This is a genomic window from Nitrosospira sp. Nsp1 (assembly GCF_900100985.1).
GTDB lineage: Bacteria > Pseudomonadota > Gammaproteobacteria > Burkholderiales > Nitrosomonadaceae > Nitrosospira.
The window spans coordinates 64,201-80,184 of the sequence record NZ_FMUF01000012.1; the positions used below are offsets into that span (position 1 = coordinate 64,201).

11 protein-coding genes are annotated in these 15,984 nt (G+C 54.2%); all 11 read left to right on the forward strand.

The features are described from left to right. Positions 1–51: 51 nt before the first annotated feature. The 11 genes from BLP78_RS09250 to BLP78_RS09300 all read left to right on the forward strand — a co-directional run bounded on the left by BLP78_RS09250 (position 52) and on the right by BLP78_RS09300 (position 15,789). Complete coding sequence (locus tag BLP78_RS09250; protein ID WP_090458624.1) at positions 52–2,157, forward strand: nitrite/sulfite reductase; 2,106 nt, start codon at positions 52–54, stop codon at positions 2,155–2,157. A 31-nt stretch (positions 2,158–2,188) separates the two neighbouring features. Next, positions 2,189–2,929: a phosphoadenylyl-sulfate reductase gene (locus BLP78_RS09255; protein WP_090458625.1), complete on the forward strand. Its 741-nt coding sequence runs from the start codon at positions 2,189–2,191 to the stop codon at positions 2,927–2,929. Between the two features lie 133 nt (positions 2,930–3,062). Next, positions 3,063–3,998, forward strand: coding sequence for a sulfate adenylyltransferase subunit CysD (cysD, locus tag BLP78_RS09260; RefSeq protein ID WP_090458676.1), 936 nt, complete (start codon positions 3,063–3,065; stop codon positions 3,996–3,998). A gap of 150 nt (positions 3,999–4,148) precedes the next feature. Further along, complete coding sequence (gene cysN / locus BLP78_RS09265; protein ID WP_090458627.1) at positions 4,149–5,432, forward strand: sulfate adenylyltransferase subunit CysN; 1,284 nt, start codon at positions 4,149–4,151, stop codon at positions 5,430–5,432. A 252-nt stretch (positions 5,433–5,684) separates the two neighbouring features. Further along, positions 5,685–9,236, forward strand: a complete 3,552-nt coding sequence (locus tag BLP78_RS09270) for an FAD-dependent oxidoreductase (RefSeq protein ID WP_090458628.1) — start codon at positions 5,685–5,687, stop codon at positions 9,234–9,236. Between the two features lie 265 nt (positions 9,237–9,501). Continuing rightward, positions 9,502–10,629 carry a Re/Si-specific NAD(P)(+) transhydrogenase subunit alpha gene (locus tag BLP78_RS09275; protein WP_090458630.1) on the forward strand — a complete coding sequence of 376 codons (1,128 nt, stop codon included), beginning with the start codon at positions 9,502–9,504 and terminating at the stop codon, positions 10,627–10,629. A 106-nt stretch (positions 10,630–10,735) separates the two neighbouring features. Beyond that, positions 10,736–11,041, forward strand: coding sequence for an NAD(P) transhydrogenase subunit alpha part 2 (locus tag BLP78_RS09280; protein WP_025041967.1), 306 nt, complete (start codon positions 10,736–10,738; stop codon positions 11,039–11,041). A gap of 3 nt (positions 11,042–11,044) precedes the next feature. Next, complete coding sequence (locus tag BLP78_RS09285) at positions 11,045–12,424, forward strand: NAD(P)(+) transhydrogenase (Re/Si-specific) subunit beta (RefSeq protein ID WP_090458632.1); 1,380 nt, start codon at positions 11,045–11,047, stop codon at positions 12,422–12,424. 233 nt (positions 12,425–12,657) lie between these two features. After that, positions 12,658–13,428, forward strand: coding sequence for a dienelactone hydrolase family protein (locus BLP78_RS09290; protein ID WP_090458634.1), 771 nt, complete (start codon positions 12,658–12,660; stop codon positions 13,426–13,428). A 230-nt stretch (positions 13,429–13,658) separates the two neighbouring features. Continuing rightward, positions 13,659–14,777, forward strand: a complete 1,119-nt coding sequence (gene ald / locus BLP78_RS09295; protein ID WP_090458635.1) for an alanine dehydrogenase — start codon at positions 13,659–13,661, stop codon at positions 14,775–14,777. Positions 14,778–14,841: 64 nt separating this feature from the next. Beyond that, a complete protein-coding gene (locus tag BLP78_RS09300) occupies positions 14,842–15,789 on the forward strand; it encodes a PEP-CTERM sorting domain-containing protein (protein ID WP_090458636.1) in 948 nt (315 codons plus the stop codon). Positions 15,790–15,984: the final 195 nt, after the last annotated feature.

Consider the following 15,984-nt stretch of genomic DNA (forward strand, 5'->3'; position numbering starts at 1 on the left):
ACGTAATCTTGTGGCGTCAGGCGGATAGCCATAAATTGTGGAGGATATAAGATGAGTCTGTTGGATCACCTCGCTAATGATGAGGAAATCAATTCGTACGGTCAGTCGGTACAGGAGTATCGGGACCTGAATATAGATGCCGCGCGTTTTACCGCGGGTCGCCTGCAAATGGGGATCTACGGTCAGCGGCAGGAAGGCGTCAATATGGTACGCATCAAGCTTCCGGGAGGACGCCTGAGTGCACCGAAATTGAGAAAGATCGCCAGTGCGCTGGAGAATTACTCGCGCCATGACGTTGTGCATATCACTACACGTCAGGATATCCAGATGCATTACGTGCCGCTCGAGCAGACGCCGGCCGTGTTGCATCACCTGGCTGAAGCTGGATTGACGACCCGTGAAGCCTGTGGCAATACTATACGCAATATCACGACCTGTTCCCTTTCCGGCGTATGCCCCCGCCAGAATGTCGATATCACGACGCATCTGGAGGGTACGGTCCAGCATTTGCTGCGAAATCCGCTGACTCAACAAATGCCGCGCAAATTCAAGATCAGCATGTCAGCCTGTGAATCCGACTGCGCGCAAGGCATGATGCATGATCTGGGCGTTGTTGCAGTACGTAATGGTACGCAATTTGGTTTCAAGGTCGTGGCCGGAGGCGGCCTCGGACATAAACCGCGTGAAGCGATCGTCATTGAAGAATTCATTGAAGAAAAGGATCTGCTGCCTGTGATGGAAGCGGTCATCCAGTTACACAACCGTTATTCAGACCGTCCCAAGCGTGCTAAATCACGAATCAAATTCCTGGTCGATAAATTTGGCCCCGAGGGTTTTGTCGAGAAATATCGTGAAGAGTTGTCGCGCACTCAATCGGCACTTGCAACCCTGGACTATCCGAAAGGCGAATGGAGTAATGGTAGCGTCGATAGCGAGGTTCCCGGTCTCGGTGCGCCGCGTCATATTTTCGCGCAAAAACAGCCCGGCTATTACGTATTTCCGATCAGTGTGCCAATGGGTAACCTGAGTGTGACTCATTTGCGTGGCCTGGCTCATATTTGCGAAACGTTCGAGTTGCCTGACATTCGTGCCAGCCAGGATCAGAACTTGTTTCTGACAGATGTACCGGAGGCTAAAATTGAACCCTTGCGTGCAGCACTGGCTGAGCTGGGCCTGGGCGTGCCGAAGACGGGTGATGATGTGGTGGCTTGTCCCGGTACTTCGACTTGCCGCTTGGGGATAACTTCGAGCACGATTCTCGGACCCAAACTGAGCGGCGGCAAGCATGACCTGAAAATGCGCGTATCGGGGTGTCATAACGGTTGCGCCCAGCCCGAGGCTGGAGATATTGGCATATATGGCGAAGGCAAGCGCATGCACGGCAAGCTCGTGCCGCATTATCAGCTGCATTTCGGCGGCAATGCCATGGCGCGTGGTGCGCTGGCGTTTAAAGGGCCGTCCATACCCACCGCGCGCATCGAAGAGGCAATCGAGCGAGTACAGTCCGCTTTTGATATTAACCGTGAGTCGGGCGAAACATTCTATTCCTGGGCACACCGGATGGATAAACCCTATTTCGCCGATTTACTGGCGGACCTGGTGGAAGTCAAGCCGGAAGAACTAGCGTCGGTCTTGCGCGATCATGGCAACAGCAACGATTTCAAGGTGCTGCAACTGGGCGGGGGTGAGTGCGCTGGTGTGAGCCAAGTGAAGATCGGCACAATCTTCTTTGAAGCGGCTCATGAGCGAAATTACCGGGATGCGCTCAAGTTTCAGAGAAAATTCGAGGATTCGGCCAAGTGCGCCGAGGAAATGGCCCGATTGATCGGCCAGGGTCTGGCTGAGTTACTCGGTGGCCAGAAGCACGAAGATTTGAAAATACAGGCGGAAGAGTTGCGCCGGGTATTTCCTACCAAGCCGCGCCTGGCCAAAGCGTTAGCCCAGTTTGCGGAGGATTCTGCGCGCCCGGCCGAGGCGTTGAACGACGATGATCTGACCAGATGGTTTTCTGAACTGGATGCCTGGACAATGGAGGTTGCGGAGTTTTGCCTGAGTTTCGATCGCCAGCTTGATCTGACGGGTGCGCTACCGTTTCCGCTCTCCGCCTCAGCCAAATCGCCGGCATCCGGGGCAGCGCAGCCATCCGTCATGGCCTGATAAATTTTGATACACGGACCGAGCCGGTAATATGAGCCTGGATCACAAGATTGCGGAAGTGAGAGCATTGCTGGATGACGCGCAGGCAGACTATGCGCCAGCCACCTTCGCTAGCAGTTTCGGTGCTGAGGACATGGTGTTGATGGACCTCATTGCGCGGGATTATCCCGATATCGCGATGTTTACGCTGGATACCGGACGCCTGCCTGAAGAGACCTACAGTCTTATGAGAAAAGTGGCGGATCGTTATGGCATTCATGTGCCGGTATATTTTCCGGAATCCGCCGCGGTGGAGTCCTATATCGCGCGCAACGGGCCCAACGGCTTCTACGACAGCGTGGAGTTACGTAAAAAATGCTGCCATATGCGTAAAGTGGAACCGCTGAAACGTGCTTTGAGCGGCAAGCGCGCATGGATCACCGGTGTACGCCGCGATCAGGCGCTGACCAGAAAGGATATGGCGGTATCGGAATTCGATGCCGGCAATGGTTTGCAAAAAATCAGCCCGTTGCTGGACTGGAGCCTGCCCGACGTCTGGGCTTATCTCAAACAGTTCGATGTGCCGTACAACCTATTGCATGACAAGGGGTACACCAGCATCGGATGCGCGCCCTGTACCCGTGCCATTACGCCCGGTGAAGATGTGCGTGCCGGCCGCTGGTGGTGGGAAGACCCGGAAAACAAGGAGTGCGGTTTGCATCCGGACAAACGGCGCATTAACAATGCTACAACGGCTTTTGGCGGGACAACAGATCTACCCGCGCCGGGTTGAGCCAGAATTTTGGATAAGAAAGAACATGGGCCGGCGCTTGCCAAGTCCATGCTTGTGAAACCGTGAGGAATGATTGATGGATCTCATATTGAACGATAAACAAGAATTTGCTGCTCCCGTTCCGGATCTTGTCATGGAGAATGAGGGGGCGGCGCTTGAATGCCAGCCTGCAAGGCATCTGGGTCATCTGGATGAACTGGAAAGCGAAGCCATCCATATCATGCGCGAGGTTGCAGCCGAATGTGCCAACCCGACCCTGCTGTTCTCGGGTGGAAAAGATTCCATCGTACTACTGCGTCTGGCGGAAAAAGCTTTCCGGCCAGGGCGTTTTCCATTTCCATTGCTGCATGTCGATACCGGCCATAATTTTCCCGAGGTGATCGAGTTCCGCGATCGCCGCGCCAAGCAATTGGGGGAACGTTTAATCGTGCGCAGCATGGACGATTCCATCAAGCAGGGAAGAGTGGTATTGCGTTCGGCGAACCAGAGCCGCAATCCATTTCAATCGGTGACGCTACTGGATGCCATCGCTGAATTCGGCTTCGATGCCTGTATCGGTGGGGCGCGTCGCGACGAGGAAAAAGCTCGGGCCAAGGAACGCATATTTTCCTTCCGTGACGAATTCGGTCAATGGGACCCGAAGAACCAGCGGCCGGAATTATGGGACATCTACAATACTCGCGTGCATCCAGGCGAAAATATTCGCGTGTTTCCCATCAGCAACTGGACCGAACTGGATGTGTGGGAATACATTGCCCGTGAGAAATTGGAAGTGCCTCACATCTATTTCGCTCATACACGCGATGTCATCCGGCGGGGTAACGGTCTTCTGCCGGTATCTCACCTGGTTGAGCTCAAGGAAGGTGAAAGAGTGGAAAATCTCATGGTGCGCTTTCGGACGGTGGGAGATATGAGTTGCACCTGCCCGGTAGAGTCCATCGCAGTCAGCGTGACGGAAATCATTGCTGAAACCGCGATTACGCGAATTACCGAGCGCGGCGCCACGCGCATGGACGACCAGACGTCGGACGCATCGATGGAACTGCGCAAGAAAGAGGGTTATTTCTGACGCGTATCTTTCCGCTCATGAGGTTGTGATACCGCTTTTCTCAAGAATTTACCCTTGTAAAAAGTCGGTAATACCCGACCTTCTTCGCATCTCTTTCACCGGCGTGATTGCCGGCATATTTCGGAAACCAGAATTCCAAAAGAGTATTAAATGTCAGCCATTGATAGTATTTCATTCGATCATAGCGAGTTGTTACGTTTCATCACCGCCGGAAGCGTGGATGATGGCAAAAGCACGCTGATCGGGCGCCTGTTGCATGACTCGAAGTCCATTTTTGAGGACCAATTGAGCGCCATCACCCATACTTCGAGCAGGCGTGGAATGGAAAGCGTCGATCTATCGTTGCTCACCGACGGCCTGCAAGCGGAGCGTGAGCAGGGCATTACCATCGATGTGGCTTATCGATACTTTGCGACGCCCAAGCGCAAATTCATCATTGCCGACACACCGGGCCACGAACAGTATACGCGCAACATGGTGACGGGCGCTTCCACGGCCAATCTCGCCATCATCCTGATCGACGCGCGCAAGGGTGTGCTTACCCAGTCGCGCCGCCATGCCTACCTCGCCAGCCTGGTCGGCATCCCTCATCTGGTGGTAGCGGTCAACAAGATGGACCTGGTGGACTATTCCAGGGACGTGTTCGAGCAAATTTGCAAGGATTTCGCGGCTTTCGCCGCAGGACTCAAGCTGAGCAACATCGCATACATCCCGATGTCTGCCTTGAACGGCGACATGGTGGTCGAGCGTGGAGATAAGCTCAACTGGTATAAGGGCGTGACGCTGATGGATTTGCTGGAGAATGTTCCCATCGACCACGACATCAATCTTCAGGATTTCCGGTTTCCGGTGCAATGGGTATGCCGGCCACAAACTGAGGAATTACCCGATTTTCGGGGCTACATGGGGCGCATCGAATCCGGATTCATCAGTGTTGGTGATGCGGTGAAGGTTCTGCCTTCCGGGTTGACCTCGCGTATCAAGGAGATTGTCACTTATGACGGGAATGTCGACGACGCGGTTGCGCCACAGTCCGTAACACTGACTATTGAAGACCATCTGGATATCTCCCGGGGCGATATGCTGGTTAAAACGCTCGACGTTCCGCGGGTTGCGAAAGAGTTTGAAGCGATGCTGTGCTGGTTGTCTGAGCAGAGCCTGGACCCGAGGCGCAAATACCTCATCAAGCACACTACGCGCACCGTAAAAGCGGTGGTATCCCGGATAGAGTATCGTGTCGATATCAATACGTTGAATCATGAAGCGGTCGATAGTTTGAAAATGAATGACATCGGGCGGGTATTGCTGAAAGTACAGCAGCCTCTGGCATACGATTCTTACCAGCGTAACCATGCTACGGGCAGTTTTATCGTCATTGACGAAGTCAACAACAATACCGTTGCTGCAGGCATGATCTGCCCGGCAAAAGATTAGCGGGAGTTTCAATCGATTCTGATGGTACTGCGCAAAGGGCCGCTTGAGTGCGCGGAGCCATTATGCTGAAAAGGGCGGACAAGGTGGAGAGGAAGCCTTGCCGCTTTTGTATTTTTCGGCCATGTAAAAGCACAAGATGAGAAGGGTTTTTAGGTGCTGCAAAACTCTTTTTGTACGGTTACGCTCTAACAATCTATCAGATAACTTTTTCGTGTCCTTTTTGATTCACTTTTTACTTTTGATGACTTTATCATGACAAGTTTACAATTGGCGCGCCACCCTGTACCGGAAAATGTCGCACCTTCTCCCGTGCTTGGATTCGGCATGGCTTTTGCCGATCTATATCGCCGCGAAGGGCTTGTGCGTCTGGATCAGGCATTCCTGGAATTTCTGCATGAAGGAGAAGCCGGGCTGCGCGTTCGTCTGGATCATGCTCGCGCTCATCCCGATAGCCTGGACCGGAAAGCCGAAGCGGCTCTGTTGATCGAGGTGGCGCCGTGGATGGAAGATTTCATTGCCAGACTGTTCGGTATCGAGAGAGAGGTCAGTGCTCTTGCCGCCCGTCACCATCAGCTTGCTCCGCTTTATTCCTGCAAAAGACAATTCGTTCAACGCAAGGCGATGAGCAAGGTAAGCGAGGCGGAGGCAGCGGCGGTGGATGGGATTGCGCTGGAAGAGAAACTGGTTGCCGAATTCGAAGCGCCTTTCTCAGAGTTGGCCTTTGCAGGCAAGGTCACCCAATGGTTATTGGATGAAGCCGCGAACGAAGAACATCTGAAGACTGCTTTGCTCTATGCGGCCTGGGCGTTGAAGACGCCCGCAGGGCGAGAGCGTAACCGGGACGGAGTGTTATTCAAGGCACCGGCCAAGCTCGATTTTCTGCATCTTTTATCGACGGATACCGATAGCACTGCGGGCTATACCGTCCATAAGCTGCATCATATACGACGCCGGGAAGGTTTCACGCTCACCGATCAGGGAACCGATCTGGTGGGGGCGCTGGATGAAGCGAATTATTGCATTTGGTGCCACGAACAAGGAAAGGATTCCTGCTCGAAGGGAATGAAGGAAAAGGCGAAAACACCCGATGAAATTCCTTCTTTCAAGAAAAGCCAATTGGGTGTCCTGCTAACGGGTTGCCCGCTGGAAGAGCGTATCTCCGAGTTTCACAAACTCAAGACGCAAGGCGTGGCAATCGGCGGCCTTGCCATGATTGTGGTGGATAATCCCATGTGCGCCGGCACCGGCCACCGCATTTGCAACGATTGCATGAAGTCCTGCATTTACCAGAAACAGGAACCGGTCGATATTCCCCAGGCTGAAACGCGCACGCTCAAGGATATACTGGAATTGCCCTGGGGCTTCGAAATATACAGCCTTCTCACCCGCTGGAATCCGCTTAATCTGCGTCGACCGGTACCGAAAGCACCCACAGGCCGGAAGGTGCTTGTTGTGGGCATGGGACCTGCGGGATACACCCTGGCGCACCATTTAATGAACGATGGCCATACGGTAGTAGGTGTTGACGGCCTCAAGATCGAGCCGTTGTCACCGGAAATTTGTGGGGTAAACCAGCAGGGGGAACATGTTCCATTCAGAGCCATCCGGAACGCCGACGAAATTGCCGAAGACCTGGATGAGCGCATGCCGGGAGGATTTGGTGGGGTTGCCGAATATGGCATCACCGTGCGCTGGGATAAAAACTTTCTCAAGCTGATCCGTTTGCTTCTGGAGCGGCGAGAGGAGTTTGCGCTTTTTGGGGGTGTCCGTTTTGGCGGGACGCTTACCGCCGATGACGCTTTCGCCATGGGGTTCGATCATGTGGCGCTTGCGGCGGGGGCCGGGCGGCCCACTGTACTCGACCTGCCCAATGGTCTGGCGCGGGGGGTTCGTGCCGCATCCGATTTCCTGATGGCGTTGCAATTGAGCGGCGCGGCCCAGATTAATTCAGTCGCCAATATGCAGCTGCGCTTGCCTGTGGTAGTGATCGGCGGAGGGCTGACAGCCATCGATACGGCGACCGAAGCACTGGCTTATTATCCGGTGCAAGTAGACAAATTTCTGCGTCGTTACGAAATTCTTGCAGCCGTGCAGGGCGATGCCGCGATTCGTGGCGCATGGGATGAGGAAGAGCAGATAATTGCCGAGGAATTTCTCAGCCACGCGCGCGCTATTCGCGCAGAGCGCGAGGAAGCGGAAAAGGAAGGACGGGCACCGCGCATCCTGGAACTGCTTCAATCCTGGGGGGGCGCCACCATTGCCTACCGCAAGCGGCTCATCGATAGCCCCTCCTATACGCTTAATCACGAAGAAGTCGAAAAGGCGCTGGAGGAAGGTATATGGTTTGCCGAGGGCCTCACGCCCGTGCGAGTGGATACCGATAAATGGGAACATGCGAAAGCGGTGCAGTTCGCGATACAGGTTCTGGATGAAACGGGATCATGGCAAAAAACGGGACAGACCGTGTTGCCGGCCCGCGCCGTTCTGGTTGCGGCTGGTACTCAGCCCAATACCGTACTTGCCAGAGAAGACGATAAGAATTTCAAGCTGAACGGCCGTTATTTTGCCGCTTGCGATGAAAATGGCGATCCGGTCAGCCCGCCGCGGGCGAACCCCAAACCTGAAACGGCCAGCGTACTGATGAGCCGTAATAAAGATGGCCGTTTCATCAGCTTTTTCGGTGACTTGCATCCTTCCTATTCCGGTAACGTCGTAAAAGCGATGTCCAGCGCCAAGCAGGGTTATCCCGTGGTAAGCGGCGTGCTTGAACGTCTGGCTCCGGCATCCACCAAACCGGCCTGGCTCTTTTTTGCCGAAATGAATGGACAGTTACGCGCCACGGTGCACAAGGTCGAGCGGCTTACTCCAAATATCATAGAAGTGGTCGTGCATGCGCCGATGGCGGTGGAACGCTTTCATCCTGGCCAATTCTACCGCTTCCAGAACTTTGCAACACTTGCCATTACTGCAGGCGATACGAAACTGGCGATGGAGGGTATTGCCCTTACAGGAGCCTCGGTCGACGTGTCCCGTGGACTGGTATCGCTGATTGCCCTGGAAATGGGGGGGTCGGCAGACTTGTGCGCCAGGCTGAGCCCTGGCGATCCGGTAGTCCTGATGGGTCCCACCGGTACCCCAACCGAAATTCTGCCTGATGAAACCGTTGTGCTGGTGGGCGGCGGCCTGGGTAACGCGGTGTTGTTTTCAATTGGTGCGGCAGCAAGAGCCGCAGGATCGAAAATTTTGTATTTTGCCGGTTACAAGAAACTGATCGACCGCTATAAAGTGGCGGAAATCGAGGCGGCAGCCGACATAGTGGTGTGGTGCTGTGACGAATCTCCTGGTTTCAAACCCTCACGGCTGGGCGATCTCAGTTATGTCGGTAATATCGTGGAAGCGATGGCCGCTTATGGAAGCGGCGCGCTGGGTCCTCAGAAAGTTCGATTGTCGGACGCCGATCGTATCATTGCCATCGGTTCCGACCGGATGATGGCGGCGGTGGGAGCGGCACGTCATAACAAGCTTCGGCCTTACCTGAAAACAGATCATTTCGCGATCGGCTCCATCAATTCACCCATGCAGTGCATGATGAAAGAGATTTGCGCGCAATGCCTGCAACCCCATAAAGATCCGGTAACGGGTGAGATTACCTATGTATTTTCATGCTTCAATCAGGATCAACCACTTGATCAGGTTGACTTCGGCGGTCTGGCGTCGCGTTTACGCCAGAACAGTGTCCAGGAAAAGCTTACCACCCGGTGGATTACACATTGTTTGAAAAAAGTGAACCCGGTTAGCGCCTGAATTTTCTGTGGAGTCGGGCATCAAAAAGGACTATTGTCTTCCTGCAAAGCGGGATTCCAGCGGTCTTTTCCAAAACCATTTTGATTCCGACTCTGTAGAAACGGTTACCGGGATGCGCTTTTTTCCTTGATCCGGGCAGTGCATCCAGCGCAGGTTCATTTATAATCCGAGCTTCGTGACGAACAGGGGCCGAACAGAAGCACCGGCGGCCCGGTTTCAGTTTGCTGAAGAATAGCGCACGTTAAAAAAATAAGGGAGATTAGCAATGCAGATAGGCATACCCGCGGAAATTCGCGGGGGAGAGACCCGCGTCGCGGCCACACCGGAAACGGTGAAGAAATTTACCGCCAAAGGTCTGAATACTGTTCTGGTACAGTCCGGCGCGGGAGCCGGCGCGAGCATACCGGATGCGGCGTATCAGGCGGAGGGTGCGAGCATCGTGGCCAGCGCGGCGGAGCTGTACGGTCAATCCCAGATAGTGCTTAAAGTGAGGAGCCCGGAACCTGACGAACTGGCGCTGATGCGCAAGGATGCGGTGCTGCTGGGTTTACTTTCTCCGCATCACGCCGAGGGCATTGAAGCGCTCGCTCGTCACGGCCTCACTGCCTTTGCGATGGAAAAATTGCCGCGCATTTCCCGTGCCCAGAGCATGGACGTGCTGTCCTCCCAGGCGAATATCGCCGGCTACAAGGCGGTACTGATGGCAGCCAACGTCTATCAGAAATTCTTCCCGATGCTGATGACTGCGGCAGGTACCGTAAAGGCGGCGCGGGTGCTGGTTCTCGGCGCAGGTGTGGCGGGTCTCCAGGCCATTGCTACGGCCAAACGGCTAGGCGCCGTGATCGAAGCGTTCGACGTGCGTCCGGTGGCAAAAGAACAGGTGGAAAGCCTCGGCGCCAAATTTGTCGAGGTTCCGCTAAGCGAGGAAGAAAAGGCGCAGGCGGAGACCGCTGGCGGTTATGCCCGTGAAATGTCCGATGATTACAAGCGGCGCCAGGGTGAACTGGTGCATCAGCGCGCCGCGGCAGCCGACATCATCATCACGACGGCATTGATTCCCGGCCGACCCGCACCGGTATTGATCACGGAAGAAACCGTTCGAGCCATGAAACCGGGATCGGTCATCGTTGATATGGCGGTAGAGGCGGGCGGCAACTGCCCCTTGTCGGAACTGGACAAGGTTGTAGTGAAGCACGGCGTGCATCTCGTCGGTATCGCCAACCTGCCGGGATTGGTAGCGACAGATTCCAGCGCACTGTATGCACGTAATTTGATGAATTTTCTCAATCTGATGCTTGATCCGAAGACCGGAGAATTCAACCTGAACCGTGAGGACGAAGTCATCGCCGGAACACTGGTTTGCATCGGGGGGGAAGTCGTCCGGAAAACTTGAAGCATTACGGGCCAACATTGAAAACCGAATGCGCGTTTTTTGCCGCTTTCGTTCATTGAAGATAAATCACCATTCACAGTAACAGAACGCATTAGAAGGAGCAGCCATGATTGGCGAAGTTGATCCAACCATTATTAATCTCACTGTATTCGTATTGGCGGTGTTCGTAGGCTATCACGTCGTATGGAATGTGACCCCGGCCTTGCATACGCCGCTGATGTCGGTCACCAACGCGATTTCCGGCATTATCCTGGTGGGTGCCATGCTGGCCGCCGGACCGGCCGAAACCGACTGGGGCGTATGGTTGGGTGCCGTGGCCGTCACGCTGGCCGCGATCAATGTTTTCGGCGGCTTCCTGGTTACGCAGCGAATGCTTGAAATGTTCAGAAAAAAAGATAAAAAAGGAAGCTAGTAAATGTCGGTAAATTCGGTTGCACTCGCATATCTTATCGCGTCGGTTTTCTTTATTCTGGCGCTGAAAGGGTTAAGTTCGCCCCTGACTGCTCGTCGCGGTAACTTGTTTGGCATGGTCGGGATGGCGATCGCCGTCGCCACCACGCTTACGATCACCAGCAACTGGGCGCTGATCCTTGCCTGTATCGCACTGGGAGGCGCCATTGGCGCAATCGTTGCCCGCCGCGTTCAGATGACGGCGATGCCGGAACTGGTTGCGTTCATGCACTCGCTCGTGGGGTTGGCGGCGGTATTTATCGCTATCGCCGCTGTTAATAATCCTGTTTCGTTTGGTTTGCCTGAAATGCTGCCTATGGGCAGCAGGCTGGAGTTGTTCCTCGGCACATTCATTGGCGCCATGACCTGGTCAGGCTCAGTGATCGCATTCCTGAAGTTGTCCGGCCGCATGAGTGGTGCACCTATCACCTTTGGCGGCCAGCATATGGTCAATCTGATCCTGGCAATCGTGATGGTTGGATTTGGCCTGTGGTTCTTCTTTAGCGAGACGACCAACTGGACCGCTTTTGCGACAATGACGGCTATTGCCTTCGTGCTTGGCTTTCTCATCATCATCCCCATCGGCGGCGCGGATATGCCGGTTGTGATTTCCATGCTCAACTCGTATTCCGGCTGGGCGGCGGCAGGGATAGGATTCTCGCTCGGCAATCCCATGCTTATCATTGCCGGCTCGCTGGTGGGCAGTTCAGGCGCCATTCTGTCCTATATCATGTGCAAGGCCATGAACCGGCCCTTCATTTCAGTCATACTCGGCGGTTTCGGCAGCGAAACAGGCGCTGCGGCAGTAGGCGACGGGACCCAGAAAACTTATCGCAGCGGCAGTGCGGATGATGCGGCATTTTTAATGGGCAACGCCGACAGCGTAATCATTGTGCCCGGTTACGGGTTGGCGGTGGCGCGGGCGCAGCATTCGGTCAAGGAACTGGCGGAAAAGCTGCACTCAAAAGGCGTCAACGTGCGTTTTGCGATTCATCCGGTCGCGGGGCGCATGCCCGGACACATGAATGTGTTGCTGGCGGAAGCAGAAATACCTTATGAGCAAGTGCTCGAGATGGATGAGATCAACAGCGATTTTTCCAACACCGACGTGGTGCTGGTGCTGGGCGCGAACGATGTGGTGAATCCGGCCGCCAACGTTCCCGGTAGCCCGATATATGGCATGCCCATTCTGGATGCCCACAAGGCGCGTACCGTGATGGTGGTAAAACGCAGCATGGCAGCGGGCTATGCCGGCCTCGATAATGACCTGTTCTACATGGACAAGACCATGATGGTATTTGGCGATGCCAAGAAGGTGGTCGAGGAGATGGTCAAGGCGTTGTAAGTTTTCATTGGAGTACTCAAAATCGGAATACATTCCGTCTGTTATGAGGGCGATTCATTCACCGGAGTATCTCGGAAACTGCTGGCTGCGATTTATTCACATGGTAAATGGCGTATTTGCATCTTTGTTGAAGCGAAATCCAGGGGATATGTCAACGACATAAAACATGGTGCGGAGCCCGAAAGGGCTAAAGCCATTATTACGATAAAACATCAAAATAATGGGCAGCATACATGAGTGCGATCAAGGGTTTTTCCGAGGAAACGTTCACGACAGGCAATCACTCGTTAATACTCTACGGGAAGGGGGATGGGCCTGGCGTTATCCTCCTGCATGAATTGCCCGGTCTTACCCAGGATACAGTCGAGTTTGCGGAGTGGATTGCGGGCCACGGCTTTCACGTTGTTGTGCCGCTCCTGTTCGGTCGCCCGCTTCAGCATCCGATGCTCGGCCTTTTGAAGGCCCCATTCGTATGCATTCGAAAGGAATTCAACAACCTCAGCGCCGGGAAATCAAGCCCCATCACGATAGTGCTACGAGCATTGTGCCGGAAAATTCATTCCGAGCGTGGCGGGCCCGGTGTAGGCGCCGTGGGCATGTGTTATACCGGCGGCTTCATTTTCGCGATGATGGTGGAAGCAGCCCTCCTCGCGCCGGTGGCGGCGCAGCCCAGTCTTCCATTCTTTCAACCGGGAGCGCTTGACGTCGAACCGGAAAAACTTGCGCTCGCATCCAGTCGTACAGATACGATGTCGTTGCTCGGTCTCCGCTTCGAGGACGACTTTCGTTGCCCTGCGGCTCGATTCGAGCGGTTGGAATCCTCACTGCGGAATCCGGCAGGGCCAACCGGGTCGCGCTTCCATTCTGTGGTCGTGCCCGGGAAAGGGCACTCGACACTTACATTCGATTACCAGAAAGCGCTTGACCGGGGGGTCGACACACGAGAACGGGTGATCAAGCATTTGCGAACGCAATTGCTTGATCCGGATAGCCCCTTCCGCTGACTCATCCAATAATAGCTCGGTAGATACCCTTCAGGATAATTTTTTCCTGTGGTTCGGGGATCGGGTTGTATACTTAAAAAAAGGTCGAGTTGCGGGCGATATAGTCAAGAGGAGCGTAAGCGGTTCACCTTCAAGTTGAAGCAGATCGCTATCCATATTCTCTCAATTTCACATTAATCTTATTTAAAAGAAAGGTTCTGTTCTGCTCATCGACAGTCAGAAATAAATCCATGCGGATCGGACTACCCAAAGAAATCAAAGACCACGAAAATCGGGTCGGCATGACGCCAAGCACAGTCAAAGCCTTGACGCGGCGTGGCCATCATGTGCTTGTACAGAGCGGAGCAGGGGATGGAAGCTTTATTTCCGATGTAGAATACCAATCAGCGGGCGCGATGATTGTGCCTCATGCTGACGATGCCTGGGCGGCGCAAATGGTAGTCAAAGTCAAGGAGCCGGCCGCGATTGAATATCGTTACCTGCATCGGGACATGATTCTTTTCACTTATCTGCATTTGGCCTCGGACAGACCCCTCACTGACGCTTTGCTGGAGAGTGGTACCACAGCCATCGCATACGAAACGGTCCAGACCGAAGATGGAAAATTACCGCTATTGACGCCAATGAGCGAGGTAGCAGGGCGTATGGCGACCCAGATCGGCGCAACCTATTTGCAAAAGACGCGCGGCGGCCGTGGCGTATTGATGGGCGGCGTTCCGGGTGTCGCTCCAGCCAATGTGGCGATCCTGGGGGCGGGTATCGTAGGTACGAACGCAGCTCGTGTGGCTGTGGGATGCGGCGCACAGGTTACCGTACTGGATATCAATCATGACCGTCTGAAATATCTGGATGATATTTATCGCGGCCAGTTACAGACGCGTATCAGCGACGAATATAATATCGAAGAAGTCGTCTACAGCGCCGATTTGGTCATTGGCGCTGTTTTGATACCCGGTGGGCGCGCGCCATGGCTGATCACAGCCGGGATGTTGCCAAATATGAGGAAAGGTTCCGTAATCGTCGATGTGGCGGTTGATCAGGGAGGCTGCGTGGAAACGACGCGGCCTACCACTCACAGCGACCCCACTTACGAGCTCGATGGCGTCGTACATTATTGTGTTTCCAACATGCCCAGCGCGGTTCCGCGCACCAGTACATTCGCGCTCAATATACAGACCGCTGCTTATACGCTCCGCCTGGCCGACGAAGGATTGGAGGCTATACGGAAGAACCGGGCGCTACAATACGGCCTCAATACCCACCATGGGTCAGTCACTTATCTCGCGGTCGCGAGGGAATTTGGCATGCAATATATTGAGCCGTTGAAAGCACTGGAGCATAACGGTTAAGGCATTGTCCACTAAACAATTAAACAATTCGACTAATCAGGCAAAGACATAGGAGTAAAAAAAGATGAAATTCAAATATCCCGTGCTGTTGGGCGCCCTGCTTGCCCCATTATTCGCTGCTATCAGTCAGTCGGCACTGGCCAATATCTATATCACTTTTGATTATCGGTATGATAGCTCCAACTTTTTTACGGGTGAAAACAGTTCACGCCAGAACCTGCTGAATGCGGCGGCTTCTGTATTCGAGACACGCTTTCAGGATAGCCTGACTGCAATCTCCTCTTCCGGATCGGATAGATTCGATGCGCGCTTCTTTCAGCCGGATACCGGTCTCAACACCCGACTTTCCAATTTTAGTGTCGCGCCTGATCAGATCGTGGTTTTTGTCGGGACCTATAATATGGGTGGCACGCTGGCATCGGGTGGCCCTGGTAGTGTCGCTGGCGTCGGATCGCCGGGCTTTTTCGACAATGCATTAAGCAGAGGCCAGGACGGAGCGCTTTTGCCCATGCAGACGGATTTTGGTCCGTGGGGTGGTGCGATTTCCTTCAATAACAATTCCAATTGGTACTTTGACCCCGATATCACGACCGATGAGCCTTTCCCCAACCGGTACGATTTTTATTCGGTAGCTGTACATGAGCTCGCTCATGTACTCGGTTTCGGCGGCGCTCCATCATTTAATAACCTGAGCGCCGGCGGGTTGTTTACCGGCACCGCCGTTCATGACCTGTATGGTTCAAATCCTCCCTTGACCCGCGACGGCCACTGGGCGCCAAAGCTCAGCTACCAGGGACAGGAAGCCGCAATGGATCCAAGCATTGCCACCAACCAGCGCAGCCATTTCACGGAACTCGACTACGCCGCCATGAACGACATCGGCTGGCAGGTTTCGCCGATACCAGAGCCAGAAACATGGACCTTGATGATTGCCGGGTTGGGACTGCTCGGCGGGCACCTACGCGCTTCGGTACGTAAAAGTGAACGTAAAAGAGGTGAACGTAAAAGCTAGCAGCCTGTCGGACTTGAAGAATCGCAGTGAAAAAGTGACTGGGGTGAGAGTGGATTTTGAGGATTTTTTGAAGGCCAATAGTTATTCTATTGGCCGAAAAGGCGGCGAAATATGAACCGGTAAGACGCTTTTGCAACTGATTTCTTTTAAGTCGGATACAGGCTGCCAGGCAGGAGGGTCACATCCGCGTTATTT

Bases quoted from the DNA above. Each gene is read 5' to 3' on its own strand.
- BLP78_RS09250 (WP_090458624.1), top strand. From the start codon at position 52: ATGAGTCTGTTGGATCACCTCGCTAATGATGAGGAAATCAATTCGTAC.
- BLP78_RS09255 (WP_090458625.1), top strand. From the start codon at position 2,189: ATGAGCCTGGATCACAAGATTGCGGAAGTGAGAGCATTGCTGGATGAC.
- cysD (WP_090458676.1), top strand. From the start codon at position 3,063: ATGGAGAATGAGGGGGCGGCGCTTGAATGCCAGCCTGCAAGGCATCTG.
- cysN (WP_090458627.1), top strand. From the start codon at position 4,149: ATGTCAGCCATTGATAGTATTTCATTCGATCATAGCGAGTTGTTACGT.
- BLP78_RS09270 (WP_090458628.1), top strand. From the start codon at position 5,685: ATGACAAGTTTACAATTGGCGCGCCACCCTGTACCGGAAAATGTCGCA.
- BLP78_RS09275 (WP_090458630.1), top strand. From the start codon at position 9,502: ATGCAGATAGGCATACCCGCGGAAATTCGCGGGGGAGAGACCCGCGTC.
- BLP78_RS09280 (WP_025041967.1), top strand. From the start codon at position 10,736: ATGATTGGCGAAGTTGATCCAACCATTATTAATCTCACTGTATTCGTA.
- BLP78_RS09285 (WP_090458632.1), top strand. From the start codon at position 11,045: ATGTCGGTAAATTCGGTTGCACTCGCATATCTTATCGCGTCGGTTTTC.
- BLP78_RS09290 (WP_090458634.1), top strand. From the start codon at position 12,658: ATGAGTGCGATCAAGGGTTTTTCCGAGGAAACGTTCACGACAGGCAAT.
- ald (WP_090458635.1), top strand. From the start codon at position 13,659: ATGCGGATCGGACTACCCAAAGAAATCAAAGACCACGAAAATCGGGTC.
- BLP78_RS09300 (WP_090458636.1), top strand. From the start codon at position 14,842: ATGAAATTCAAATATCCCGTGCTGTTGGGCGCCCTGCTTGCCCCATTA.